24 protein-coding genes and 2 tRNA genes are annotated in these 25,016 nt (G+C 53.6%); 16 read left to right on the top strand and 10 right to left on the bottom strand.

From position 1 onward, the window contains the following. Positions 1-242 precede the first annotated feature (242 nt). The 11 genes from mce (at position 243) to CSA35_06295 (ending at position 12,399) form a co-directional block, all read left to right on the top strand. Complete coding sequence (gene mce / locus CSA35_06345; protein PIE54336.1) at positions 243-644, top strand: methylmalonyl-CoA epimerase; 402 nt, start codon at positions 243-245, stop codon at positions 642-644. Between the two features lie 277 nt (positions 645-921). Then, complete coding sequence (locus CSA35_06340) at positions 922-2,289, top strand: aspartate aminotransferase family protein (protein ID PIE54335.1); 1,368 nt, start codon at positions 922-924, stop codon at positions 2,287-2,289. A gap of 1 nt (position 2,290) precedes the next feature. Continuing rightward, on the top strand, positions 2,291-2,998 hold the full coding sequence (locus CSA35_06335; GenBank protein PIE54334.1) for a branched-chain amino acid dehydrogenase: 708 nt from the start codon (positions 2,291-2,293) through the stop codon (positions 2,996-2,998). Further along, complete coding sequence (locus tag CSA35_06330; GenBank protein PIE54333.1) at positions 2,982-3,677, top strand: succinyl-CoA--3-ketoacid-CoA transferase; 696 nt, start codon at positions 2,982-2,984, stop codon at positions 3,675-3,677. Before CSA35_06335 ends, CSA35_06330 begins: the two co-directional genes overlap by 17 nt. A 2-nt stretch (positions 3,678-3,679) precedes the next feature. After that, a complete protein-coding gene (locus tag CSA35_06325) occupies positions 3,680-4,870 on the top strand; it encodes an acetyl-CoA C-acyltransferase (GenBank protein ID PIE54332.1) in 1,191 nt (396 codons plus the stop codon). A gap of 43 nt (positions 4,871-4,913) precedes the next feature. After that, on the top strand, positions 4,914-5,870 hold the full coding sequence (locus CSA35_06320) for a TRAP transporter substrate-binding protein (GenBank protein PIE54331.1): 957 nt from the start codon (positions 4,914-4,916) through the stop codon (positions 5,868-5,870). 97 nt (positions 5,871-5,967) lie between these two features. Then, positions 5,968-7,905, top strand: a complete 1,938-nt coding sequence (locus CSA35_06315) for a hypothetical protein (GenBank protein PIE54330.1) — start codon at positions 5,968-5,970, stop codon at positions 7,903-7,905. 689 nt (positions 7,906-8,594) lie between these two features. After that, positions 8,595-8,882: a hypothetical protein gene (locus tag CSA35_06310; protein PIE54329.1), complete on the top strand. Its 288-nt coding sequence runs from the start codon at positions 8,595-8,597 to the stop codon at positions 8,880-8,882. Positions 8,883-8,971: 89 nt separating this feature from the next. After that, positions 8,972-9,397: a flavodoxin family protein gene (locus CSA35_06305; protein ID PIE54328.1), complete on the top strand. Its 426-nt coding sequence runs from the start codon at positions 8,972-8,974 to the stop codon at positions 9,395-9,397. Between the two features lie 482 nt (positions 9,398-9,879). Beyond that, entirely contained in the window at positions 9,880-11,277 is a 1,398-nt protein-coding gene (locus tag CSA35_06300) for a symporter (GenBank protein ID PIE54395.1), read from the top strand. A gap of 42 nt (positions 11,278-11,319) precedes the next feature. Then, positions 11,320-12,399, top strand: coding sequence for a lactate dehydrogenase (locus tag CSA35_06295; GenBank protein PIE54327.1), 1,080 nt, complete (start codon positions 11,320-11,322; stop codon positions 12,397-12,399). A 121-nt stretch (positions 12,400-12,520) separates the two neighbouring features. Here the strand turns inward: CSA35_06295 and CSA35_06290 are convergent, their stop codons facing one another. Next, a complete protein-coding gene (locus CSA35_06290; protein ID PIE54326.1) occupies positions 12,521-13,342 on the bottom strand; it encodes a radical SAM protein in 822 nt (273 codons plus the stop codon). Positions 13,343-13,507: 165 nt separating this feature from the next. Here CSA35_06290 and CSA35_06285 point away from each other — a divergent pair, with 165 nt between their 5' ends. Further along, positions 13,508-14,047, top strand: a complete 540-nt coding sequence (locus CSA35_06285; protein PIE54325.1) for a hypothetical protein — start codon at positions 13,508-13,510, stop codon at positions 14,045-14,047. Here CSA35_06285 and CSA35_06280 read toward each other — a convergent pair. Next, a complete protein-coding gene (locus CSA35_06280) occupies positions 14,044-14,826 on the bottom strand; it encodes a hypothetical protein (protein ID PIE54324.1) in 783 nt (260 codons plus the stop codon). The genes CSA35_06285 and CSA35_06280 overlap by 4 nt on opposite strands. A 206-nt stretch (positions 14,827-15,032) precedes the next feature. On the opposite strand from CSA35_06280, the gene CSA35_06275 reads away from it, so the two are divergent. Further along, a complete protein-coding gene (locus tag CSA35_06275; protein ID PIE54323.1) occupies positions 15,033-15,611 on the top strand; it encodes a protein tyrosine phosphatase in 579 nt (192 codons plus the stop codon). A 128-nt stretch (positions 15,612-15,739) separates the two neighbouring features. Here CSA35_06275 and CSA35_06270 read toward each other — a convergent pair whose 3' ends face one another. The 3 genes from CSA35_06270 to CSA35_06260 form a co-directional block, all read right to left on the bottom strand. Further along, a complete protein-coding gene (locus tag CSA35_06270) occupies positions 15,740-16,711 on the bottom strand; it encodes a hypothetical protein (GenBank protein ID PIE54322.1) in 972 nt (323 codons plus the stop codon). A gap of 50 nt (positions 16,712-16,761) precedes the next feature. Then, positions 16,762-16,836 (bottom strand) — tRNA-Gly (locus CSA35_06265). A gap of 12 nt (positions 16,837-16,848) precedes the next feature. Then, a tRNA-Asp gene (locus tag CSA35_06260) sits at positions 16,849-16,925 on the bottom strand. Positions 16,926-17,003: 78 nt separating this feature from the next. Between CSA35_06260 and CSA35_06255 the strand changes: the two genes are divergently transcribed. From CSA35_06255 to CSA35_06245, 3 genes are all read left to right on the top strand, one after another. Continuing rightward, positions 17,004-17,342, top strand: coding sequence for a hypothetical protein (locus CSA35_06255; protein PIE54321.1), 339 nt, complete (start codon positions 17,004-17,006; stop codon positions 17,340-17,342). 179 nt (positions 17,343-17,521) lie between these two features. Beyond that, positions 17,522-18,409: a methyltransferase gene (locus CSA35_06250; protein PIE54394.1), complete on the top strand. Its 888-nt coding sequence runs from the start codon at positions 17,522-17,524 to the stop codon at positions 18,407-18,409. Positions 18,410-18,451: 42 nt separating this feature from the next. Beyond that, entirely contained in the window at positions 18,452-20,362 is a 1,911-nt protein-coding gene (locus tag CSA35_06245) for a hypothetical protein (protein PIE54320.1), read from the top strand. 51 nt (positions 20,363-20,413) lie between these two features. Here CSA35_06245 and CSA35_06240 read toward each other — a convergent pair whose 3' ends face one another. From CSA35_06240 to CSA35_06220, 5 genes are all read right to left on the bottom strand, one after another. Next, complete coding sequence (locus CSA35_06240) at positions 20,414-21,844, bottom strand: hypothetical protein (GenBank protein ID PIE54319.1); 1,431 nt, start codon at positions 21,842-21,844, stop codon at positions 20,414-20,416. A gap of 36 nt (positions 21,845-21,880) precedes the next feature. Further along, positions 21,881-22,489, bottom strand: coding sequence for a hypothetical protein (locus tag CSA35_06235; protein PIE54318.1), 609 nt, complete (start codon positions 22,487-22,489; stop codon positions 21,881-21,883). 33 nt (positions 22,490-22,522) lie between these two features. After that, positions 22,523-23,047 carry a hypothetical protein gene (locus CSA35_06230; protein PIE54317.1) on the bottom strand — a complete coding sequence of 175 codons (525 nt, stop codon included), beginning with the start codon at positions 23,045-23,047 and terminating at the stop codon, positions 22,523-22,525. 268 nt (positions 23,048-23,315) lie between these two features. Continuing rightward, positions 23,316-24,257 carry a carbamate kinase gene (gene arcC, locus CSA35_06225; protein PIE54316.1) on the bottom strand — a complete coding sequence of 314 codons (942 nt, stop codon included), beginning with the start codon at positions 24,255-24,257 and terminating at the stop codon, positions 23,316-23,318. A gap of 48 nt (positions 24,258-24,305) precedes the next feature. Next, complete coding sequence (locus CSA35_06220) at positions 24,306-25,010, bottom strand: hypothetical protein (GenBank protein ID PIE54393.1); 705 nt, start codon at positions 25,008-25,010, stop codon at positions 24,306-24,308. Positions 25,011-25,016: the final 6 nt, after the last annotated feature.

The following is a 25,016-nucleotide window of genomic DNA, read 5'->3' as shown; positions in this document are numbered from 1 at the left end:
CGTTTGGGAAAGGCTTTGGAGAATCTGGACATCCAATCGGTAAAAGTATCTTCTCCGCAAGCCAAAGGACGCATCAAACGCCTTTGGAACATTTTCTTGAGAACTACATAAAACGTATATCTGAGCACTTCGGAATGTGTCCTGTAAAAGAGGAACGCCGTTATTTCTTTTTTTACATTTCAAAAAACTCACTAAATGATATCTAATCATTTCACCTAGACCGAGAAAAGGAGTGCTTTTTGATGAGCCCAACGATTATCGATCATATAGGGATCGCTGTGAAAAGTATTGATGAAGCTTTGAAGTTCTGGGAGGGCACGTTGGGTGTTCGTTGCACAAAGGTTGAGACGGTCGCAGATCAGAAGGTGAATACAGCTTTCCTCCCATTAAAAGACTCAGAAGTAGAGCTCTTAGAGGCGACAACGGAGGACAGCCTTTTAGCAAAGTATATCGCCAGAAAGGGTGAGGGAATTCACCATATTGCACTTCGTGTGAATAACCTGGAGGCCGTCCTTACCGAATTAAAGGAGAAAGGCGTGCGTCTTATTGATGAGAAGCCTCGCAAAGGTGCGGGCGGAGCCATGATTGCCTTTATCCATCCGGCAGCAACAGGGGGGGTCTTGCTAGAGCTTTCTCAGCGTTAAGGCGTTAAAAATACGGACCCTTTTTCACGAATTTTGGAGAAGTTAGGGTGTAAAGGTATTGAGGCTCATGACTTTACAAGTATACATACTTTCATTTTGCGGCCTTGACAGTTATTAACAGGTTTGACATTTGAACAAATTCTCATAGGAATAGCAAACAAGATATGTAATCTGAAAAATAAGGATATTCTGTCCCTTTTTGCTTTTTATGTCTCTAAAAATCGGCATACGGTAACTCTCTTCTCAAGAGAGTACAAAACGAGGGAGGTTTTTAAAAATGCCAAGAGCAAAAAAGCCCACCAGACGAGCTCTCATCCCCAGGACGTATCTCGAAAACTTCAAGACAGCAGTTCGAGGTGAGGGAATCTACCTCTACGATCAGGAGGGAAAAAAGTACATCGACGGGTGCTCCGGTGCGTTGCTCTCCAGCATTGGGCACGGGAACAGGGAGATTGCAGATGCGGTCTACAAACAGATGACGACTCTGGAGTTCGCCCACTCATCCCGCTGGAAGACTGAGGCGTCGGAGGAAGCCGCTCGTGAACTAACCTCACTCGCACCAGGCGACCTGAACCACGCTTGGTTCGGTAGCGGAGGCAGCGAAGCCGTGGAATGCGCCATGAAACTCGCCCGTAATTACTTCATTGAACGTGACGGACCCGGAACCGCAAAATCCGTGTTCATAGCACGCTGGAACTCCTATCACGGCTCCACCCTCTCCACCATGGCACTAGGGGGCAACATGATCCGCCGTAGGCCTTATTCACCTCTCTTCAAGGAATGTCCCAAAATCGAGACCCCATACATCTACCGCAGTGAGATTCGCGACCGCTCCGAACACGAACAGGCGGTCTATTACTCCCAGCTCCTAGAGCGCGAAATTCGCCGCATAGGTAGCCAGTACGTCGCTGCCTTCATCGCCGAGCCGGTAGTTGGTTCCTCCATCAGCGCTTCTGTGCCCCCGGAGGGCTACTGGCAGATGCTGCGCGAGATATGCTCCCGCTACGATGTGCTTCTCATTGCCGACGAGATCATGTCGGGCATGGGCCGCACGGGAAAACCCTTCTGCGTCCAGCACTGGGATGTCGTTCCGGACATCATGACCTCGGCTAAGGCTCTCTCTGGGGGGTACTCCCCCGTCGGGGCCGCCATCGCCTCGGACAAGATTATCGACACTATCCTCGCAGGAAGCGGCGTTTTCGGACACGGACACACCTACAATGCCAACCCATCCACAGCTGCCGCTGTCGTCGCAACGATCCGCTACATGAAGAAGAACAACGTCTTCGACAATTGTGCGGCTCGGGGGAAGGAGTTGAACGAATATTTGAACAAAATGCTGGATATCCCGATCGTCGGGGATGTCCGGGGTAAAGGTTTGATATGGGGCATCGAGCTGGTTCAAAACAAGGAAAGCCAGGACCCCTTCGACCCAGCTAGAAAAGCCGCTGCTCTCGTCACAGCTGAATGTTTTGAGCGCGGCTTGATTGTCTACCCGAGTACAGGGCAAATTGACGGCCTTGCAGGCGATCAGTTCCTGCTAGCTCCTCCCCTCATCGTCACCCCCAAGCAGGTAACGGATATAGCAGAACGTCTGAGAGACGGCCTGGAGGCTGCTTCCAAGAAATTGCTCGGAGGCGTTTGATATGGCTAAAAAATGGATCAAGCCCGTTCTTTCGGCCGCAGAGGCGGTGGCTCCCATCAGAGAGGGAGCCTCGGTGATGGTCGGCGGCTTCAACTACGGAGGAATCCCCTATACCCTCGTGGACGCCCTTGTCGAACAGGGCACAAAGGACCTTCATCTCATCTGCAACGACACTGTCTATGGAGAAGACCATGCCCCTGGTGGGATTGGGCACGGGAAACTTGTCGTGGCCGGTCAGACACGCAAGGTGACGGCCTCGCACATCGGGTTGAACAGGCAAACCCAGGATTTATTTAACGAGGGCAAACTGGAACTGGAGCTCGTTCCTCAGGGAAGCTTCGTGGAGCGCATTCGCTGCGGCGGATTTGGAATCGGCGGCTTCCTGACCCCCACGGGGGTCGGAACCAAGCACGAGGAGGGCAAACAGACTCTTGAGCTGGACGGGAAAAAATATATTTTAGAGCTCCCCCTCAAGGCGGACGTCGCCCTCGTTCGGGGCTTTCAGGCGGACAGGGCAGGCAACCTGACATACTTCGGCACCAACCGAAACTTCAATCCCGTCATGGCCACAGCGGCTAAATACGTCGTTGCGGAAGTAGACGCCATTCTGCCCATAGGAGAGATCGACCCTAACAACATAGTTACACCGGGAATATTCATCGACGTCCTCGTTATGAAAGGAGACGGCTACTATGCTTCCCGAACTTAACGAGAAACTTATGCGATGCAGGATCGCACGCCGTATCGCGCTTGACCTTGAGAACGGTAACATTGTCAATTTGGGAATCGGGATTCCAACCTTGGTCTCCGACTACCTGCCCGAGGGGGTTTCATTGCTGCTTCAGTCCGAGAATGGCGCCCTCGGAGCAGGGCCCAAGCCAGCGGAAAACGACTGGCGTTTCATGGGAGCCGGGGGGAGTTGCCTAACCCTCATTGCCGGTGGTGCCTTTGTCTCGAGTGACATGAGCTTCGGCATGATCCGGGGCGGGCACTTGGATGCCACTGTTCTAGGTGCTTTGGAGGTAGATCAGGAGGGTAATCTCGCCAACTGGTGGATTCCTGGAAAGAAGATCCCCGGAATGGGAGGAGCTATGGACCTCGTCTCCGGAGTCAAAAAAGTCTATGTCGCAACTTTTCACTTCAACAGAAAAAAACAATCCAAACTTCTGAAACAATGCAAACTGCCTCTGACTGCTGTCAACGCAGTGGACGTAATCGTTACCGAGTTTGCTGTGATTCGGAGGCTAGAGGGCAGAATGACGCTCTGCGAGATCGCACCAGAGATAACAGCAGAAGAGCTCATCGAACATACGGAGATGGAACTGAATCTGGCAGACCCCATTGTCACAATGCTTGGGGTCGAAGACGAAAAGAAGGAGGATGAATAGAAATGGGCGATAAAAAACCCGTCATTCTCAGTGCCTGCCGAACGGCGGGCGGTAAGTTCGGGGGAGGCTTCAAGTCCTTGGAGGCCTCTGATCTAGGAGCTATTGCCATTCGTGAGGCCGTCTCCCGCTCACAGGTTGCCCCTGAGGATCTCGGCGAGGTAATTATGGGAAACGCCTGGCAAGCGGGAGTCGGTACGAACCCAGCTCGTATCGCCGAATACAAAGCCGGGCTTCCAGACAATATCCCGGCCTTCAGTATCAACAAACGCTGCGGTTCTGGACTGAAGGCCGCTATGTTGGTCGCAGACAGGGTGCGTCTGGGCGATATCTCAGCCGGAGTCGCAGGGGGAATGGAAAGCGCCTCAAATGTCCCTTATATCCTTCCCGAAGCCCGCTGGGGTTACCGTATGGGAGAAAAATCCGCATTGGATCTCCTCCATAAAGACGGATTTTTCTGCCCTTTCTGCGAGATGCTGATGGGCGCCACCGGAGAGGTGCTGGCGGAGGAAGGGGCCATCTCCCGTCAAGTTCAGGATGAATATGCCCTGGAGAGTCACAGAAAGGCCGTTTGGGCCATAGAAAACGGCTGGTTCAAGGACGAGATCGTAGATGTGATCGTCAAGGACAGGAAACGTGGGGAACTGGTGATCAACCAGGACGAAATCCCCCGCTCGGACACCAGTTTGGAGAAGCTCGCCAAACTGCCCACAGTATTCAAAAAAGACGGCACCATCTCGGCCGGTTCCAGCTCTGCCCTCTGCGATGCAGCGAGCGCGTCCGTGGTCGCAGATGGAGATTGGGCCAAGGCCAACGGGCACAAACCCATGGCTGAGATTGTGAGCTACGCCGTCGGAGCTCTGGACGCGCTGCATATGGGGCTTGGGCCCACGGTCGCCATGCCTCTGGCTCTGAAAAAGGCGGGAATGAACCTTGAGGATATGGATATCATCGAGATCAATGAGGCCTTCGCCGCCCAGATTCTGGCCTGTCATAAAAAAATGCCCTTTGATTTGGCAAAATTGAACCCCTGTGGAGGGGCTATCGCTTTGGGGCATCCATCTGGAGCTACCGGGATGAAAATATTGACTACCCTGCTCTATTCCCTCAAACGCATGGACAGGGAGCTCGGTATCGTCAGCGCTTGTATCGGTGGTGGTCAGGGCGTGGCCATGGTTGTCAGGAGACTCACCTGATTGTGTTTTGAGAGGTAAAAATTAGGAAGGAGGTAGTGGAATCATGAGGAAAAGTTTTTATATCGTAGGGATAGCAACAATGATTTTTGTCCTTGCGTCAGTATCAGCAGGAGCCGTTGAGTTTGTGACAATCGGATCGGGGGGAGTGGGAGGCACCTATTACCCACTGGGTGGCTCCATGGCAGAGGTGCTCAGCAAGGCGGATATTGGAGTCAAGGCGAACTCCCGTTCCACAGCAGCATCTAAGGAGAACTGCCGCTTGGTCGCTTCCGGCAAGGCAGAGATCGGTATGAGCACGGGGTCTACCCTTTGGCAGGCCTACAACGGGGTTGAGGTATTCGAGAAGGACGGCAAGCTGCCTTTGAGGATCCTGATGAATATGTACCCCGCGCCTCATCACCTGGTCACCACCACAAAGACCGGAATTACAAAGTTCGAAGACATCAAGGGTAAAAAGGTCTCTCTCGGAGCACCCGGCGGTGGCGATCAGATCCTCACCCTCCTGATTCTCAAGGCTGCTGGCATAGATCCTGAGAAGGACCTTAATAAACAACAGCTGACCCAGCCTGAGGGTGCAACCGCTCTGAAGGACGGGCACATTGACGCAGTGTTCTGGAACTTCGCTGCACCGGGATCCGCCGTTCTTGAGGTCGCAGCAGTCCGCGATGTCGTTATCGTCCCATTTCCTCAGGAGTTGGTCGACAAGGTCATAAAGGATAACCCCATGCTGCAGACCTATACGATCAAGGCCGGCACCTATCCCAAACAGGATCAGGATATCCTGACTGTTGCCGACGCAAACTTCTTAGTCGTGCACGAGAAGATGAGCGAGAGCCTCGCTTATAACCTATTGAAAACCCTTCTAGATAACAAGGATGTTTTCATGAAGGTGACACCCCATGCATCCCACTTTGTGCCTTCTGAGGCAAGCATCGGGATCATACCATTCGCCGATGGTGCCGTGAAATACTTCAAAGAACAGGGTATCGAGGTAAAATAGCCCCTTAAAACGAGCAGAACGTTGAATCTTTTACACGCATCTTCAGTTCTCCACCGGGGAAACAGGGGATGCGTGTAAAACATTAAGGAGGCATTTTATGTCCAAAATCACAAAAGCAGCGCAGGGAAAAAACGACGCTCCAGATATCATCAAAAAAATGGAGAGTTCCAAAAGAGAACTTTCTGGTTGGACAAATATTCTGATATGTGCCCTGGCTCTCTCCGCTTCCTGTTTCCACCTCTACACAGCAGCCTTCGGACAACTGGCAGCGATGTACCAGAGAGGCTGGCATTGGCTCTTCATGGGTGTACTCCTCTTTTTACGCTATCCCATAAGGAAGTCCCGTCCCAAGAATAAAATAGACCTTTGGGACTGGGGATTTGCGATCCTTATGGCCGTAGGCTGTATCAATATTCTTGTGAACTGGGAAACCATCGCCATCAGGGAAGGCGCACCCATCGTTTCCGATATGGTGCTGGGTGCAATCATGATATTCCTAGTTCTGGAGGGTACCAGGCGTTCCATGGGCTGGCCCCTGCCCTTCATGGCGGTTCTCGCCATCCTCTACGCTTACTTTGGCCCGTACCTTCCTGGAATGCTGGCTCATAGAGGTTTTGGCTTTGAGGAGCTGGCTCCCTTCCTCTACCTGAGGACGGACGGAATCTTCGGGGTTCCTCTGGGAGTCTCGGCCTCCTTTATCTTCCTTTTCGTCCTGTTCGGAGCCTTTCTCAGCGCTTCCGGCGCAGGGCAATTTTTCATAGACCTTGCTGTCGCACTCGCCGGACGCAGCCAGGGAGGCCCCGGGAAAGCAGCTGTGATCGCCAGCGGACTCATGGGGACGGTATCGGGCAGCTCCGTCGCTAACGCAGTCACAACAGGGTCTTTCACTATTCCTCTTATGAAACAAAGCGGTTACAAACCGGAATTTGCGGGGGCAGTCGTGGCCGCAGCCTCAACAGGAGGGCAGGTCATGCCCCCAGTCATGGGAGCCGCCGCATTTATCATGGCTCAGTTCTTGGGCGTAGCGTACTGGGAGATCGTTATCGCAGCCGCCATTCCTGCCCTGCTCTACTTCGTATCTATCATGGCGATGGTGCATTTCCGATCAGGCAGAAAGCGCATGAAACGTCTGAACAGTGAGGATCTGCCCCGTATCCTGCTCACAGTCAAGGAAGGGTGGCATCTTCTGCTCCCGATCATAACCTTAATAGTCTTTCTGGCCTACGGTTACTCCCCCACTTTGGCGGTCTTCTACTCCCTCCTGCTGCTGATAATTGTCTCCTGGTTCGGCAAACCCGAACAGCGCATGACACCGAAACGGGTGTTCTTCACCCTTATCAACGGAGGACTCAGTGCCATTGAAGTGGCCGCCGCCTGTGCCTGCTCCGGTATAATGATTGGGGTTATCGGCCTTACCGGTGTCGGGCTCTCTTTCTCCTCCTACGTTCTCAGCCTATCGGGCGGGATCCTTCCTTTAGCTCTGGCTCTGACGATGGTTGGTTCCATTATCCTGGGAATGGGCGTTCCCACCACGGCTCAGTACATCATCACCTCCACCCTTGCGGCTCCTGCACTGGCTCAGATGGGGGTTCCTATGCTCTCCGCACACCTCTTCTGTCTCTACTTCGGCGTTCTCGCGGATGTGACACCCCCTGTCGCCCTAGCCACCTACGCCTCAGCGGGGCTTGCCCAGGCAAAACCACTCAAGACAGGCTTCACAGCCCTGAGCGTTGCCTTTGCAGGCTTCATCGTGCCCTATATGTTTGTCTATAACCCCTACCTTCTTCTCGAGGGCTCTCCCTTCTCCATTATTTTGGGCTCTGCCACAGCACTCTTGGGCATTATCGGCCTGGCCTCTGCGGTTCAGGGATTTCTGATAGATGACCTGAACATCTTGGAGCGGCTTCTGCTCTTCTCCATTCCCTTCCTTGTGCTCTACCCCACTCTTATGACCAACGGAGTAGGAATGTTGTTCCTCATAGCCATCTACGGAAAGCAACGGTGGAGCCTGAAGAAAAGACAAGCCATGGTGTAAATCGTCAAATGATCTATACAAAGACCTTGGGGATTTCACTCCACCCCTTCCACAAAGACCAAGAGCTCTCGCCTCTTAGGAGCAACAACCCCTTTCCGTAAGGGGCTTTATAAAGCCCCTTACGGAAAGGGGCGACGGGGGGGGGAAGAGAAGCCTCCTCAGGATATATCCCCTTACACAGCATAACAGGCTTAGAACGATTTCCCCATGAGACCTCCTCAGTGGACTTTGTCAAGGGCTTTCTTGAATCAAAACCTCCTCTTCTCTCGTTATGTAAGGAATCTTTGACCAACCAACAGCTCGGAGTCGCTTTCATAGATGGTCAGGAGCAGGGGCGATACTTTATCAAGAATAAAGCGCTCTGGCTTCCCTCTCTTTCACAACAGCGCAAACCATAGTCTATTTTCGACTCCAAATGATAAGGGGGCAACTCCAGAGGACATCGGAGAGGTCATGATGGGAAACGAACGGATGGCAGGCCGGAATGGGAGCTAACTCCGCTCGATTTACTATGCATCGTGCTGGACTTCCCGACTCTGTTCCTGCCTACACTGTGAATAAACGATGTGGCTCCAGCATCAAAACGGCCATGCTGTAGCAGATCGCATCCGTCTTGGAGATATGGTCGCGGGTACAGCCGGAGGAATGGAAGGCACGAGCAAGGTTCCCTAGCTACTGGAGGGAATGCTGTGGGGAATTCGGTGGACTGTATGCATCGAGATGGGGCGATGTGCTCTCTCTCCGATATGCTTATGGGAGCCACTGCTGAGATTCTCGCCTCGGAACACCCTATCTCCCGCCAGAAGCAGGATGAATACGCCCTGAACAGCCATAGAAAGACCGTCGCTGCCACAGAATCCGAAGCCTTCGCAGCCCAGGTATTGGCCGTCCATAGAGTCATGCTCTTCGACATGGACAAATGTAACATCTCCGGCGGGGCCATCGCCTTGCTTTCCTGTCAGCCAGAATCCTACTGAAGGAGTGCCCTTTTTAGTTCCATGTGTTACCATAACGATAGGCCCCAGTGATAGGGGTATCCCAAATGTGAAGGAGGACTCGACAAACGATGAATACCATCGGATTGGCGTATTGGAGTAGCACCGGCAACACCGAGACCATGGCTGAGGCCTTTAAGGACGCTGTGGAGGCTAAGGGGGGAAATATTTACTTTTCTTCCGCTGAGAATATGGACAAGGAGGCCTTCATGTCCGCCGATGTATGGGTATTCGGGTCCCCAGCGTGTGGTACCGAGGAGATAAACGACACGGATATCGAGCCCTTGATCGACGATCTTGGCGATAAACTCAAGGGGCGAAAGGTATTCATGTTCGGCTCCTTTGGGTGGGGCGACGGAGAGTACATGGAGACGTGGACAGCGGATATGGAAGCTAAGGGAGCTATCATCGCTGCCGACCCTGTCACGTGTCTTGAGACCCCCGACGACGAGGCCTTGGGCAAAATAAAGGCGGCGGTCGAGGTCCTTTTAGGCTGATCGCTTTACCATAACGCCTCACAAAAGCACCGCAGCACATGCTGTGGTGCTTTTGGCGTTTCATCCTAGCATAACCCTTCCTGGGCGCTGCTGATGATGCATCATCACGTTGCTTTATTTCATTCTTGACAGAAGTATCAGAGGGGAGTATATTGACCGGAAAGAGTTGGCACCCCTTGGTAACTTGGGGGGGAGAAAGGGCGAATTTTTATGAAACAGATTAGTCCGACGACATTCAGCTTCTGGTACGGTTTTTATTTTATCAGCGTGGGACCCCTCAGGAGGGCCGACGTCTAGTTGCCGTTGGATTCTCTGAGGACCGGTCCCCATGGTGGGATACGGTCCTCTTTTTTTTAGAAAGGAGGTTCTTCTCTCTGTACGAGTAGCATGCGCCCGTAGTATCAACGCGCTCTCTTTAGGAGCCCTTTATTTATGTACGAAAGGACGTTATAGCAGTGAATATCCAATTGATCATCATCGTAATGTACACATTTCTGCTTTTCGCCGTCTCCTGGAAGGCTCTACAGCTCCAGAAACAAAGTGAAGCCACCGGTGCCGTGGCCTATCTTCTGGCTGGAAGAAACCTGCCGTCATCCCTGGTCGCCGTCATGCTGGCCGGGCTGGCCATTGGCGGAGCCTCCACCGTAGGGGTGGCCCAAAACGCCTACACCAGGGGGCTCTCCGCCGGCTGGTATAATGCGGCATGGGGAACAGCGGGCATCGCTGTGGGGCTGGTGGCCGCCAGCTACTTCAGACGGATAAACGTCCGAACCGTCCCGGAAATGATGGGGCGCATGTTCGGTCCTGGGGCCCGGGTTCTCGGAGCAATCGCCCAGCTGGTTATTCAGATGGTTATCACGTCCCTTCAGTACGTGGCTGGCGGAGCCATTCTGACGGCTCTGCTGCCCCAGGTGTTCTCCTTTCAGAGCGGTATGATGGCAACAGCGATCATCTTCATCGGGGTCACCTTGGTGGGGGGATATCTGGCTGGCGGATTGGTGAATCTTATCAACGTAGCGGTTATCTACATCGGTATCATAGCAGCCCTTTTCAGCACATCTCAAGCCATGGGGGGAGTTTCATCAGTATTGGCCTCCCTACCCTCCAACGGAGTGTGGCTGAACTGGACCTCCGGCATGGGGATAGCCATTATAGCCGCCTGGATGGCCGTTATGATAACTCAGGCTTTCTCCGTCCAGGCAGTGAACCAGATCGCTTTCGCCGCCAGAGACGAACGATCAGCCAGAAGGGGCTTTCTTCTGGGAGGAGTCATGATCCTACCCGTGGGTTTTCTCTGCGCTCTCTTCGGCGTCATGGCGGCCTCTCGCTTCCCCGGTCTTGAGAACTCAGCCATGGCTCTCCCCTCCTTGGTGACTTCCATCAGTCCGGCAATAGGAGGACTTCTCCTGGCTGGCCTCTGGGCCGCCGACATCTCCACAGCTGTAGGACTTCTTCTGGGCAGCGCTACCCTGACCCTGGAGGACATGATCAAGCCCCTCTTCTATCGTGGACAGGAGCTCTCGCCAAAACAGGAACTTCTTCTCTCCCGACTGTGCGTCGTTCTCGTAAGTCTACTCACGTTTTTCCTGGCCCTGTCAGTGGTGGGAATACTGAAGACCCTCACGTCGGCCCTCGCAGTAACAGCCTCCTTTACCCTGCTTATCCTGGCAGATATTTTCGTGCCATCTCTGTGCCGTCGAGGATCGGGCTTCTGGACCATTTTGGCCTCTCTGGTCGTATGGGTTCTCTGGACCTTCATCCCAGCTTTCCGGGTAGCCTCCCACATCATCTACCTGGAGTGGCCTATATGTGTTGTCGTCTTCATGCTCGTGGCCCTGATGGACCACCGCCCCGCAGTGCGCCTCGTTCAGTTTTCCTAAAATATCAAAAACAATTGAGAAAAAGGAAGGAGCGACGTATTCATGCTGGTGTCCTACGAAAAGTTGACATCCCACGTCGAGGAGATTCTAAGCAGAGGGTTGGGCTACACCAAGGACCAGGCTGCCATGACAGCCTGGGTTTTGGTGGAAGCCGACGCCCGAGGCGTGCCCTCACACGGCGTGGCTCGACTGGCCTTCTACCGGAAAAATTTGAAAAGGGGCTTTGCTTTCACCGATCGAGAGCCCCATGTGGTTCACGAGACCCCTGTCTCCCTCGTTGTGGATGGATGCTCGGGTATTGGCCCATCGGTGGCAGCCTTTGCTGTGGACCGATGCACCGAGAAAGCCTTGGAGGTGGGCACCTGTTCCTGCACCGTTCGGGACTCGAACCATTATGGCATGGCCGGTCTCTGGGCCGAGCGGGCGGCTGAAAAAGGTTGTATAGCGGTCGCCATGACCAACACCCGTCGATGCTGTATGGTCACTTTTGGGTCACAGCGCCTTCTGGGGACTAACCCAATCGCCGTTGCGATCCCTGGTGAGGGAGAGGACCTTTTCCTCCTGGACATGGCAACACCTGTGGTAGCGCACGGCAAGGTAGAGGTCTACTGTCGACGGAATCAACCCATGCCCTTGGGCTGGGTCGTAGATGAACACGGTCAGGAAACCAGCGACGCTCGAGCCTCCGAGAAACTTTTCCGGGACTCGCCCGACCGGGGGGGGCATCTGTTCTTGGGCGGCGAAGGAGAGACTCTGGGGGGGCACAAAGGCTACGGCCTTGGGCTCATGGTGGAACTCCTGTGTTCGGGGCTCTCTCTAGGGCGCTGGAGCCCGGAAACGTTTGAGGAACCCGGGACTGGTAGTGGCATTACCCATTACTTTGCCGTCACGAAGTTGGATGTTTTCGGCAATTCGGACGCCATACGCCAACGGGTGACGAGCATCCTGAACGGAATTCGAACCAGCGACAGGGTAGATGGACAGGATCGAATTTATATTCATGGTGAAAAGGAGAGGGAGGCTCGGCGAAAAAGCCTTCTCCAAGGCATAAAGCTGGACGACGTCACCACCGAGCTGCTTCAGAGCTATGCTCAAGAGTTCGACATATCTCCTCTGAATTGAGCTGCTGTGACAAAAAAGCCCAGGCCTCTGCGCTCCTGATCTTCTCGCCACACTGTGTCGATTGATACCAACAACCCCCTCGGAACATGACTGAGGGGGCTTCTTCGCTTGGCATCGGGAATCAAAAAAATATCCTGTAGGGAACTTCCATGGCGGAACAGCGTTCGTGGATGGCCAATGTAAGGTCTCGCCAGTACTGTCGCTCTCCATACCTGTAGACAGCCCGATAAAGCCTCCGAAGTGTTGGGTATTGACGCTCCATGAGAGCCAAGACCGGTTCTTTATATGGAGGTCGAAGCTTCAGGCTCTCGAAGAAGACGTAGGATGCCCAAGGAGCCACCGCCTCCAGGATGGCTCCCACATCGGTGACGGCGGGAAACACCGGAGCTACAAAAACCCAAGTTCTCACGCCAGCCTCGTGAAGTCTCCTCAGAGCCTCCAAGCGTTGGGATACCGACGACGCCCGGGGCTCTATCTTGCCCTGAAACTCCTCATCCAGACAGTTGATGGACAGCCCCACCGAGGCATCCATCTCTCGGAAGAGCTCAGTGTCCCGAAGAACCAGACAACCTTTCGTAAGAATCAAAAGGTTGAAGCGACATTGGCTGAAAATCATATCTTCCAGAATACTTCGGGTAGCTTTCTCCCGGGCCTCCAGGGGATTGTATGGATCGGTCACCGAACTGAGGATCACCGTTTTCCCCTCCAGTTTTTTATAAGGAAGCCGCCGGGAACAGAGTTTCACGTCCACAAAATCCCCCCATGATTCGGAGCGGGAACGAAACTGAGGCATGTGCTGAGCCGAGCAGTACAGACACTTGTGAGGACACCCCACGTAGGGGTTGATGGAGTAGTCCACTCCCGGTATGGACGAGGGCGAGGCCAGGAATGAAGTGGGAACTCTCCCCACAGCCACATCTACCGATTGAGCCGATGTCTCCATTCTTTCGTCTTCTCGTCGGTTCCTTCTGTCCTCCTCCAAGCTCGGTCCCCCACCTCTCTCCTGAGTGCACGCTCCTCACCACTCTCGGAACATCGCTCTGTAGTGCATTTGCCTTCTTTCTGCTATGTTTAAATAACTGACAAAAAAATCCAAAAGGAAGGCCCCATGGAAACGATTACCAGGCATAAAAAACGTCTTATTCAGATCGGAATAGTTACGCTCAACCTAACCCTGTTTTTTTCTGTGTTTTCTGAACCAGTCCAAGCCTTGCATCTCAACTGGGCCACCTACCAAAACGCCCGGTTCGGCTACGACCTGGAGTACCCCGAAAGTCTTTTCGGGACACCACAGGAGAGCGATAACGGTGATGGCTGGAGTTCTTCTTCCCCGGACGGAGCCTATAGACTCCGGGTCTTCGGAGGACACAACATCATGAACGACACTGCCCAGTCCCTTCTTCAGGAATTTTTAACCTACGCCAAGGAGAACGGGGGTACCGTGGAGGACATTCAATCCAGGGGTGATGAATGGTTCGCTGTCACCTTTCGGTCGGGAGAGTCGGATCGTGCCGTCATGTGCGTTGTCGTAAACGAGGACGTGACGGCTCAGTTTGAACTGATCTATCCCGACTCGGAGGCTAAGCGACTGGCTCCCGCTATCCAGCGGATGACCGGGAACCTCACCCTGGCTCGTCCGCCCCTCTAGCCCTTAGCGCCGGCGACGTCGTCCAGCTGGATGTTGAGCCAGTCCAGAAGCCGCCGGACCAACTCCATGGAGCCCTCGTTGTGACGACGAAGCCAGAACGAGTAGAGCCAGCCCTCCATGGACGAATCAAACTCGTACAGACTCAGGGAACCGTCCGCAAGCTCCAGCTCCAGAGACTTTTGATACCATGGCTCTCGGTGAACTATCGGGAAACCGGCAATATCGAAGATCCTGGCAAGTCCGGGGCCGTCGTTCAGGCTGCGGTGAATGCGGCCGAATTTTTCCTCCCAGTCCTCGGTGGAGACCACGGCTCTGTAATAGACCGGCAACTCCCGAATGAGGGGCTCGAGCTTCATGGGGAGAATCAGCTGGAATATCACGAAATCCCTCAAATCGAAGGGGCTCTCCTTCATATCCACGGAGCCTCGGTGACTGAAAATCCTCAGGGCTACACTCAGGTCGGGGAACCCCTTCAAAGGCATGGAAGAGCCTTCAACACTCTCCAGACTGGAGAACATCCGGGCCAGCCGGAGCTTGGTCCCCAGGAGGTTCAGAAAGGTTCGATCCTCCATCATGGCCTGCACCATGGCCTCATCTCCGTCGTTCGTAAGAATCCGAAGGTTCTCTCTGGAGGTGTTCAGATCCGCGGCCCTATCGAACGCCTCCATGAGGTACTCCGTCGGACAATCCACCAACGATGCCGATGCCGATGGAACGAGCCCCATCGTCAAAAACGTCGCTGCTGCCACCCCACATAGAATCCATGCTAAGCGTTTCATATAAAAGCCACACTCCCTCGTCTAAAAATTTCTCCTACTATTATTAAGCCTGGTTTTATGTCAATAGGAGAATCAACGAAGCTCTCTGAGATATCTTTTTCTTTGGAACCTCATCCACCCATGAAGCGGTTGTTCACTCCAAAGCCTTGGGGTATTATACACTTGCTTTTTTTCGTTTCTACACACTGTCAAAAACACGGAAAAAAATGAGAGGGGTTCGGGGGGAACCGATGACGATCACCAACTTGAACGATCTATTCACCGCTGCCGTTACGTTCCTCTATCTTCGAGCTGTCAACTTTCACACCGTTTCGAGGGGAGTTCTGTATCGGTCGGCTCAACTCAGCCTGGATCGTCTTGCCCGGTACGTGGAAGCACACCGGATTCGAAGCATCGTCAATCTACGAGGTGCCCAGGACTGGCGCCAATGGTATCGACGGGAGAAGGCTTTTTCTCGGTCACGAGGGATCCTCCACAAAGATTTTGACATTTCGGCCATCCGAACCATCTCGGTACATGAGCTTGATCGCATTCTGGACTTCATGCGACGGGCCCCCAAGCCCATCCTCATTCACTGCTACGCTGGCGCTGACCGGACAGGGCTCATCGCTGCATTGTGGCAACTGGCCGAGAACCAAGAGCCCCCTTCAGAAGCCCTCAGACGTCAGCTCTGTTGGATGAAGGGGCACTTCTCAACATTTCATCTGGGGACAAACGCCATGGTCCACTCCTTTTGGAATTATGTTCAGTACCTTCGCGACAGGGGATACCCTCTGTCGGAATAACCGCAGATTGGTTCATTTGAGTGCACAAAGACATGCACTCCCCCTCAGACCTGCAGCAAAGCCTCCAGACGTCGGTAGAGTCAGTCACCAAGGCACTTTCTTCTCGCAGAAACCCTTAAGAGATACCCCTACATAAGAAAAAACACCAACAAGACAAGGACGAAAAACACCACACCAAAGACGACGAGCTGCATCTCCACAGGCAGTTTAGGGAGAGAGAACCTCTGCTTTCGCTCATCCCGAGCCCCCATTTTTACCTTGAGATTTTTCTTAACGACAGCCACCGCTCTGAATTCATCGGACAGGGAAAAGAGAAGCAAGAGTCGGTCGGTCTCACTGGGCTCGGAGGAGAGAACCTCCCCCTCAAGAATTCCTTGGAAGCTCTCCCCCTGCCGAAACTTCGCGATGGAAAACAACAGACTTTCTTGAGGAATATCAAGCCACACTCGATCTCCGGGCTTAAGCTCACTGGCCGGAAGGCCCTTGACAGGATCCAATAACACTGAACATGAGAAAACAGCCTTAGGCAGCTCTCGTTCCTCTGCCTCGACAGCTTCATTGGATCGTACACGCCATGGCTCGTTTACCGCTCGCTCCTCAGGATAAGACGACATTATCTCATCTGCCTCTAAATCTGACAGGGAGTCGATCTTAATAAACGCAAACCGATCGCCGGAGTGAAGCATAGCGCTCGCTTTCAGGAATATCTTTTCAATGTACCGAAGCTTAGTGAAGTTACCTCCGCTGAGATCGTAGAGCCCCGCATCGTCCAAAAGGCGACGCAGCTCCTGCATAGTCAGGTAAAAGATGTCTGCATCCGATTGATCATCCTGAGAAGCGTCGCTCTCGGAAGACTTGGGCTGCTTGCCACCCACAACGGCATCCTCATCCACAAAGACAGAGAAATCCCGCCACGCTGCTTTTATTCCACCGTGGAGGCAGCTTGAAGCTCCAGGCTCAGTGCAACGACCATGACAGAGCCGAATCCCCCTCTCATCATAGAGAACATAGGCGAAAAACTGCCCTTCGCAGCCCCCGTGCCCCAAATCAACCTGAACCTTGAGCAGACGATAAGCCGCAGATACCCTGCTTTTATTCATCGGAAATCCCTCCTTGTGGCACGTTATAACTGCTCCACCCCGCGGTCATATGGAGCGGAAGACGGGATTTGAACCCGCGACCCCAACCTTGGCAAGGTTGTGCTCTACCCCTGAGCTACTTCCGCACCGAACGTGAATGGCGGGGCCGACGAGACTTGAACTCGCGACCTCCGGCGTGACAGGCCGGCACTCTAACCAGCTGAGCTACGACCCCGCTCTTTACGTTGCGGCGGTTAGTATAACAAAGCTTGAACCAATTGTAAAGGGGGGTGTCGTTGCCTGTCATTGCTCAGTGAAACTCTCCCCCCCAGGTATGAAACAGAAGCGAGTGACAGTGTCGTACAAGGAAATCAAGCGGATCAAGGTCATGGAGCTGCTGGTCAACGGGAAGATGACCAAGCAGAAGGCAGCGGAGTCCCTGAGCCTCTGTCGGAGGCAGATTATCAGGCTCAGGAAGGAGTACAAAGCTCACGGCGAAATGGCCCTCATTCACGGCAACAGGGGCAAATATACCAAGCAGGGGACAGGAGACAGGTGTTTTTATTCAAGGGCATCTCTAAAACCCCACATCCGAGTCTCCCAGTCTCAGTTCGTTCCGCCAGAGCCCTGTCTCGCCCCAACGTATTTTTGACCTGCATGCTCCAAAGAAGATCACAAGACAAAACCAACTGCGATACGAATACGATACCACCAGTATCGTATTGTGTAACACAAAAGCTTTTTTTTCTGGAAAAAAATGGCGTATCGTGCTACTATGACCGTAAAAAGTGAAAAACAGAAGGAAAAGAGGGATTTTCCGTGAACAGGGTTATGAGTGACATTATATACATCGAGAACCTGAGTCACCGATACGGAAACCGAACCATTTACGAGGGACTGAACATGTCAATTCCTCCAGGAAAAGTATACGGTCTCCTGGGGAAAAATGGCGTGGGCAAGACAACGTTGATCAAGATCGTCATGGGCTTTCTGCGCCCCTCATCGGGTCGTTGTACCGTTTTCGGCCAGGATTCTCATGATCTCCGACCAGACACCAGAGCGCGAATTGGCCTTCTTTTTGAGGGACACCTGACCTATGAGTTCATGACAATTGCCCAGATTGAAGCCATGTACGCTCCTCACTATCCCCTGTGGAATCGAGATGCGTACTATAATCTCGTGGATCGCTTGGGACTACCCTATACACACAAAATCAGCAACATGTCCTGCGGTCAACGTTCGCAGGTCGTTTTAGGGCTTATCATGGCCCAACAGCCCGAGCTGTTAATTCTGGACGATTACTCCATGGGGTTGGATGCTGGATACCGACGGCTTTTTCTTGATTATATGGCTGAGTATCTCAAGGAGGGCAAACGAACGGTCTTTCTCACCTCTCATGTGATCCAGGACATGAAAGGTTTTGTGGACGAGGTGATCTTCCTGGAGCGAGGTGGTCAAACTCTTCGAACCTCCCTGGATTCGTTTATGACAACATTTCGACGTTTTTACCTGCCTCGACGCCCTGGGGGACTCGAGCCACGATCCCAGGGGCCTATCAAAAACGTGGAGACCCATCAAGATCATTGGGAGTTATTCAGCTTCGACGAAGAACCTGAAGTGGTCCAAGCTCTTCTGGACCAGGGCCTTGACCCCGAAGGACTCGCCCCCCAGGCCATGACCCTGGAGGACGCCTTTATCGGGTACACCGGGAGGTATTGAGATGATTCGTCCTATTTTATATAAGGAATCCATAAAAATTCGATGGCTCTGGCTGACCCTTCTCGGGGTCAACGGCGCCATTATGGCCGTGATAGCGATGGACACCCATCATTTGTTCGTCATGGACCACCCCGAGACGGTCTGGTACCGAACCCTCCACTTAGGCTACCTCTACTACAAACCACTGAAATACACCTTGGTACTCACTGGAACCTTGCTGGGTCTCGTACAGTTTCTCCCGGAGATGAAGGACGAGCGATTTCGTCTCTCCCTCCACCTGCCCGTACCCACTCACGTCACGGTCATGACACATGTGCTGATAGGCATGGGTTCCGCTGCTTTGATAATGGCCATGGATATGGGGCTTCTGGGTCTTCTCACCGCCAAATACTTTCCGCGAGAAGCCGTGACGACCGCCTGGCTGACGGTTCTGCCTTGGACTATGGCTGGACTGAGTGCCTATCTGGGGGTGACCTTAGGGCTCCTGGAACCCCGATATGCCATGAAGATCCTTCACGGTGCCGTGGCGATCGGAGTGGCGGGGCTCTATCTTCGTCACGTTCCACCGGCAGGATATGGATCCATCCTTCTTCCTCTCCTGCTGCCCTTAGCACTCATGATCCCTGGCGTGTTGCTTCCGGCCTATCGATTTCGTTTCAGGAGGGTGTCCTCATGAGGCGCTTAGCCACTGTAGCCCTCGTACTACTGACCGTGCTCATTTTAGCGGTCTATCTCCCCTCAGCCTACGAGAAGCTTTTTTCTCGATCCATAGGGAAGACACATTTACTCTTCAGCCCCATTATAAAGCGCTTCATTTATAGGGAGCAAATCGTCGGCCCCGTACCCCAAGAAGTCCATTCCAAGGCCGAGGACCATCATTCGGAGATCGCCTATCGGGATGAGGACGGAACGTATTACAGTCGGCACGAATTCGAGAAACTTCTGCCCTTTATTTACTCTAAGAACATGGAGATATGGGGCTTGCTCCCCATGGAAATCGACGGTCGATCTTTTGATCGACGGGCCATCAAAGCTGAGCGCCAGGTCCTGTCACTTACCCCGGAAATTTTGCCTGAACACATGTCCAGAACACCTCTGTGGCCTCTCCTGGAGAGCAAGAGAGGCCAGGCCAGACTTGTCTTTCCCGACGATCTCTATCGGATGACCGACGACGCCATGGAATTTATCAACGCAGATACCAATCAGCTGGATCCCGACCTGACGGCGGCCTTTACCGAAGCGTTGAAGGACAAGGGGTTCGTCTTTCCTGCTCGGTCGGTGAACACCCGCGTCTCGGTGCTCAAACCTTTTGACGAAGGAGCTTTCATGGTGGACCATGACTGGGTTGTGTATCACGTACAACGGCAGAAAGGCCGCCCCGTGGTGATCCGGACACCAATTGATCCCAGACTGAAGACCCGGTTCATCTCCGTTTCGGAGAACACCCGAAAGGCCTATTATGGCCTGATCCTTGCCGGAGACGGTCGTATCGGTCTGCTCACCTACGATAACTACCGGGTAATCCCCCTCCCTGTAGATGGCTACGACCCGGACAGCATGGATTTCAAGCTCATCACCGATCCTCTCTACGTCACGGCCATCTGGTCCGATGAGACAACAATCCACGCTGTCGTCATGAACAGAGACTACCACGTCATCTCCCGATACAGCCACCTCATGTCCCGAGGTGCCGTCACCACGGAAAAACGGATATACAAAGCCCTGTTTCCCTTCTCGATAAAGATAGGCCACCGACGCTCGGGAAGCATGGAGATCTCCGTTGAGCTCGGAAGCGCTTGGGCCATCGCAGTCCTGTTGCTCTGTCTCGTCGTATTAATCGGCATTCGAGCAATGGGCCGTGGGCGGCGTCCAACTGTGGCCGAGCTGGTCATCGTGGCCTGTTTTGGTATATACGGCCTGGTCGCCATCGCAGTAGCGGACCCAGACAGGTAAAAAACAGGCCCGGCATAAGAAACCAGCCGGGCCTGTTTTGTACATAACCTCCTATTTTTTAAGTTTCTTCGCCTTGTATTCCTGAGCAGGAACGTAGTCTGGATTAATCGAGAGAGCTTTGTCAATCCATTCAAGTGCCTTTTCTTTTTCCCTGAGCTTATATGCGCTCACTCCAGCCCAATAGGCCGAGAGATAATTCACAGAGGCATAGGAATCTACGGCCTTTGCGAACCCCTTGTAGGCGTCCTTGTAACGTCCTCGCTTGAATTTATTGTACGCATTACGATGCATGATACCCAGCATGTTTTTGTCTCCTGCAGAAAGAGGGTACGTTTGGATGACCTTTGAGTCCGTCGAGTTGTTGGGGTCAAAGCCAGCGATCTTTTTTGAAGATGGCGCCGGTTTTTTGGTGGCTGGAACTGGTCTGACCTCGGAGGCCTTTTTCGACTCTGATTTTGCAGGAGTCGAAGCAACGGAGTTCGGTGTCGTCTTCTGTTTCCCTGCACCATCCTTCGAGCCAAAGATCTGCTCAAACGTGTCGCTTGATTTAGCAGGTCGTGAGGAGGCGTACTTGATCTTTTTGAGTTTCTTGGGGCTGATAGGCTCGATTTTGTCTCCTCGACGCACCAACTCAGACTTGCTCCCCTTGACGAAGATACAGGTGCTGTAGTTAGCGGCAGTATCTCGAACCTTGAGAACCCCGAGGGCTACTTTCTTTCGACCGATTACCTCGTTGTTTATGCCAAGGATCGTTTCGCCGTCAGCATACACAAGATACAGAGCTCCTTCTTTCGCCCCCATACTGGAACCGATGTCTATCGTGGCCTCCTTACCCTGGACAGCCAAAATGTGGGAGCTCTCACCGCCCAGAGAGTTACGGACTTGTGCGGCCAGACGAGAGACCGCATCGGCAATAGCACGGCTTTCGAGGCCGTCGAACGTGCCCTCAGCAACAACAGCACCGGCAATCATAACGCCGGAGGCTTCGTTGCTGGAGTAGCCCGTCTCGGAGAGCGCCAACGTCACCTCGGCAGTTGAGGTATCAACGACACGCAGATCGATGGTCGCCTGCATTTCCTCTGAACCGCTTGCGACACCGATTCCTCCAAAAATGGGAATCGCTCCCCCCGACGCCTTCTTACTCAACTCCGTGACAGCACCCAGAAGAATATACTGGAGCCCTGCAATACGCCCTACCTCAGCAGCCGTACCGGCATCCACTAAGCCAGACATCCCCAATCTGATCTCCGCACCAACCTTGTCCAATTCCGCTCGTTCAATGAGCGAGATAGATTTTGAATTGGCAAGGGCCCGGGTCATCATGTCCATGACTGCATTGGCCTGCTTTTGCGATACCCCCGCGACCTTGCTCTCGAACTGGTACACACCAAGGCGGACTTTCTCCTGTCCCCACAGAGGAAACACCATAAAAGCGGAGATCACCAACGCCAAGCACAAAGACCGCATCGCCATTTTCTTCATCAAAAAGCCCCTCACTTTCCTGCATATTTTCTCGAACTAGAAGGATTTTTCGCTCATACGCTGTACGTGCTTCAACACGGCTTTACGTGTCGCAGCGGCCAGAATACCGTTGATCTTGCCAGCTCCAAAACCTCCGTATCGGGTTATGAGCCCCCCTACGGTTTGGTTCGAAGCTCCCTGCTCTGCTGCGGCGTAGATGACCTCACCTGTTTGATTATCAATAATGCGAATATCCAAAGTCACATAGGCTGTGTTCGAAGCTCCGCCAACCCCACCTACGCTGGGAATAGGCACGACAGCTCCCGCCGCCTTATAGTAATACTGTGTGACAGCCCCTGTCATCGAATACTGAGCCCCTTTAATCTTACCCAACTGAGGTGCCGTGGATTCATCCATAAGTCCCGACTGTGCCAGTCGAACCTCGTCGGCAACGTATCCCAGCTTTTCTCGCTCCACCAGAGTAAAGATCCCCGCATCATAAAGTTCCGTTGTCATCATCTCTGTAATAGCGGACGCAGGAACGTTCCCCTCCGTCTTGTTTTCAAACTCTCGAACCGCCAAACGCGGCTGTGCCAGGGCAACAGCCGAAAGCAGCACTCCCAGCGCCAGAGTCCAACACAAGACACCGAAAATTCGCCTCATCATCACACCTCCTTACACACAATTCCTCCAGTTGTCCTATTCCGTCATCCTGTTGACCGCCAACTCTGCTGCTGCCTCCAAAGATTTTTGCTGTGCCTCCGACGGAGTGTACCCCACCTGCTTTCCCGCCGTGGTATCGGCATAGACCTGCGATCCATTCGAAGCCGTCACCATCACCGCAATCGACGACGTTCCCGTGTACAGTTTAAATTCATTCTTCACAGGCTGCCCCGCCTGGACGTTAGCGGTGATCATGGTGCTGAACCCGTACCGTCGCCCCAGTTTCATGATCGCATCGACGTTACCCTCCAACGCCAGAGCTGCGGCCTTGCTTTTTCTGATAGCCTGAAGCTTTTTCGGATCCACGACCTTATACCCCTTGGCAATCAGTTTCTGCGTAAAAATCGACGCCACCTGCGCCGCTTCCTGTCGTGATGCACTCTTGACAAGTACCGCGATAGATCCCTTGGGCAACGCAGCCTCCGAGAGGCCATACCCCAAACAGAGAAGCAAACCCCAAACGAAAACGAACGCACTTCCCCAACGCTTCAAGTTTTTCATCGTCTCCTCCTTCTTGTCGCTAAACATTGCGATGACTTATTTGTCGAATGACACACCTTAGCAGCTGGGAACAAACTCCAATCTTTTCTCTTAGAATAAACGATAAAGGAGCTTCTGAACAAGCCCTTCCAGCCCTTCCTCCAGAAACAAATCTGATGCCCAAGTGATACGAAGGCTTGAGGATCTCTCAGAGCAACACAAAAAAGACGGACAACTTTGTGAGAAGAGTGTCCGTCTCCTAACGTCTGCTGAGATTGTGAGACCGTCTTTATTTGACGATCTGAGTTCCCTCCGTGCCCTCGAGAGCTTCCAGGGCCTGGTCCAGACTGGCGATGACAGCTCGAGTACCACCGTTTTCAACAAAGGCCATGGCCGCTGCGACCTTGGGTCCCATGGAACCGGCTTTAAAGTGTCCCTCGGACTGGTAGCCCTTCATCTGCTCGATGGTGACTTTGCCCAGCCACTCCTCATCGGGAGTTCCGTAGCGAAGCGCCACCTTGGGCACGTCGGTCAGGATCATGAACAGGTCGGCGTTCACCTGCTGGGCGAGAAGCTCTCCGGCGAGGTCCTTGTCGATGACCGCCTCAACGCCGTCGTACCCCCCCTTGTCGCTCTTCACCACAGGGATACCACCGCCACCGGAGGCCACCACCACATACCCGTTGTCCGCCAGCTCTTTCACGGCACGGCGCTCAACGATGTTGATGGGCTTGGGAGAAGGAACCACACGTCTCCATCCACGCCCGGCGTCCTCAATCCAGCTTTCTCCCGAGGACTCGATACGGGCCTTGGCTGTGGCTTCGTCGTAAAAGGGGCCCACCGGCTTCGTGGGGTTCACAAAGGCAGGATCGTCGGCCGAGACCTCTACCTGAGTTACCAGGCACAGAGGTTCTTTGTCGAGTTTCCTCTCCAAAAGGGCTTTCTTGAATTCCTGAACAAACATGTAGCCGATGAAGCCCTGGCTTTCTGCACCACAGACGTCCATGGGCATGGCTGGGACTTTCTCTCTCCCTGCTTCGTTCTGGATGAGAATCGCTCCAACCTGGGGACCGTTGCCGTGCGTCAGGACGACCTCGTACCCCGCCTCAATCATCCTGACAATCTGGTGCACCGTCTTCCTGACGTTCTCTCTCTGATCCACTTCCGTCCCTTTTTGCCCTCTCTGAAGGATGGCGTTCCCTCCCAGGGCCACTACGACTCTCGTGCTCATGGTTCGTCCTCCGTTCTGTAAGTTAGTATTTATGCTCCAGGTCGATCATCAACGGACTTTCGGCCTTGGCGCTCGGAAAAGGTATCGTCCCCTGCCCGGTTCGCAGCAGAGTTCACCGTCACAGTAAATCTCCTCTCCTCGAGAGAAAGTGCTCACAACTCGCCCCCTGACCTCCATGCCCTCGTACGGACAGAAATCCACGTTCATGTGAAATTTCGAGGCCGAGAGGCTCCACCGGGCCTGCGGGTCGAAGAGAACGAGGTCAGCGTCGTATCCCGGCAGGATTCGCCCCTTGCCCGGCAAAGCATACCGATCAGCCGGTGCCTGAGACATAACGACGGGCAAGGTTTCCAGCGGCAGGAGACCGGCCCCAACCCCAAAAGAATACACCAGCGGCAAAGAGGTCTCCACTCCGGCAATACCGTAGGGGAGATCGGCGAAGTCTCCCGTCCAGGTTTTTTGCTCTCTGGTGAAGGGGCAATGATCCGTCGCGACGAAGTCGATCCCTCCGATTCGAAGGGCTTTCCACAAAGCGGCCCTGTCTCGATCCTTTCGAAGTGCAGGACTGGCCGAGTACAGATGGCCTTCCGTTTCCTCATATACCGCATCCGTGAGAACCAGATATTGAGGACAGGTCTCCCCGGTGATGTCAACGCCCCGGCCCCGGGCAAGGGCAATTCGACTCGCTCCCAGAGCCGAACTGACGTGTACGATATGAACCGAAGCTCCCGTGACCTCTCCATAAAAGGCCACCTGATC

It is taken from the genome of Dethiosulfovibrio peptidovorans, assembly GCA_002748665.1.
Taxonomy (GTDB): Bacteria; Synergistota; Synergistia; order Synergistales; family Dethiosulfovibrionaceae; genus Dethiosulfovibrio; species Dethiosulfovibrio peptidovorans_A.
Note: the sequence above shows the minus strand (reverse complement) of the source record. Positions and strands in the feature narration are given on the sequence as shown.

Coding starts and splice junctions, on each gene's coding strand:
- mce (PIE54336.1), top strand. CDS start 243: ATGAGCCCAACGATTATCGATCATATAGGGATCGCTGTGAAAAGTATT.
- CSA35_06340 (PIE54335.1), top strand. CDS start 922: ATGCCAAGAGCAAAAAAGCCCACCAGACGAGCTCTCATCCCCAGGACG.
- CSA35_06335 (PIE54334.1), top strand. CDS start 2,291: ATGGCTAAAAAATGGATCAAGCCCGTTCTTTCGGCCGCAGAGGCGGTG.
- CSA35_06330 (PIE54333.1), top strand. CDS start 2,982: ATGCTTCCCGAACTTAACGAGAAACTTATGCGATGCAGGATCGCACGC.
- CSA35_06325 (PIE54332.1), top strand. CDS start 3,680: ATGGGCGATAAAAAACCCGTCATTCTCAGTGCCTGCCGAACGGCGGGC.
- CSA35_06320 (PIE54331.1), top strand. CDS start 4,914: ATGAGGAAAAGTTTTTATATCGTAGGGATAGCAACAATGATTTTTGTC.
- CSA35_06315 (PIE54330.1), top strand. CDS start 5,968: ATGTCCAAAATCACAAAAGCAGCGCAGGGAAAAAACGACGCTCCAGAT.
- CSA35_06305 (PIE54328.1), top strand. CDS start 8,972: ATGAATACCATCGGATTGGCGTATTGGAGTAGCACCGGCAACACCGAG.
- CSA35_06300 (PIE54395.1), top strand. CDS start 9,880: ATGTACACATTTCTGCTTTTCGCCGTCTCCTGGAAGGCTCTACAGCTC.
- CSA35_06295 (PIE54327.1), top strand. CDS start 11,320: ATGCTGGTGTCCTACGAAAAGTTGACATCCCACGTCGAGGAGATTCTA.
- CSA35_06290 (PIE54326.1), bottom strand. CDS start 13,342: ATGGAGACATCGGCTCAATCGGTAGATGTGGCTGTGGGGAGAGTTCCC.
- CSA35_06285 (PIE54325.1), top strand. CDS start 13,508: ATGGAAACGATTACCAGGCATAAAAAACGTCTTATTCAGATCGGAATA.
- CSA35_06280 (PIE54324.1), bottom strand. CDS start 14,826: ATGAAACGCTTAGCATGGATTCTATGTGGGGTGGCAGCAGCGACGTTT.
- CSA35_06275 (PIE54323.1), top strand. CDS start 15,033: ATGAGAGGGGTTCGGGGGGAACCGATGACGATCACCAACTTGAACGAT.
- CSA35_06270 (PIE54322.1), bottom strand. CDS start 16,711: ATGAATAAAAGCAGGGTATCTGCGGCTTATCGTCTGCTCAAGGTTCAG.
- CSA35_06250 (PIE54394.1), top strand. CDS start 17,522: ATGAGTGACATTATATACATCGAGAACCTGAGTCACCGATACGGAAAC.
- CSA35_06245 (PIE54320.1), top strand. CDS start 18,452: ATGGCTCTGGCTGACCCTTCTCGGGGTCAACGGCGCCATTATGGCCGT.
- CSA35_06240 (PIE54319.1), bottom strand. CDS start 21,844: ATGAAGAAAATGGCGATGCGGTCTTTGTGCTTGGCGTTGGTGATCTCC.
- CSA35_06235 (PIE54318.1), bottom strand. CDS start 22,489: ATGATGAGGCGAATTTTCGGTGTCTTGTGTTGGACTCTGGCGCTGGGA.
- CSA35_06230 (PIE54317.1), bottom strand. CDS start 23,047: ATGAAAAACTTGAAGCGTTGGGGAAGTGCGTTCGTTTTCGTTTGGGGT.
- arcC (PIE54316.1), bottom strand. CDS start 24,257: ATGAGCACGAGAGTCGTAGTGGCCCTGGGAGGGAACGCCATCCTTCAG.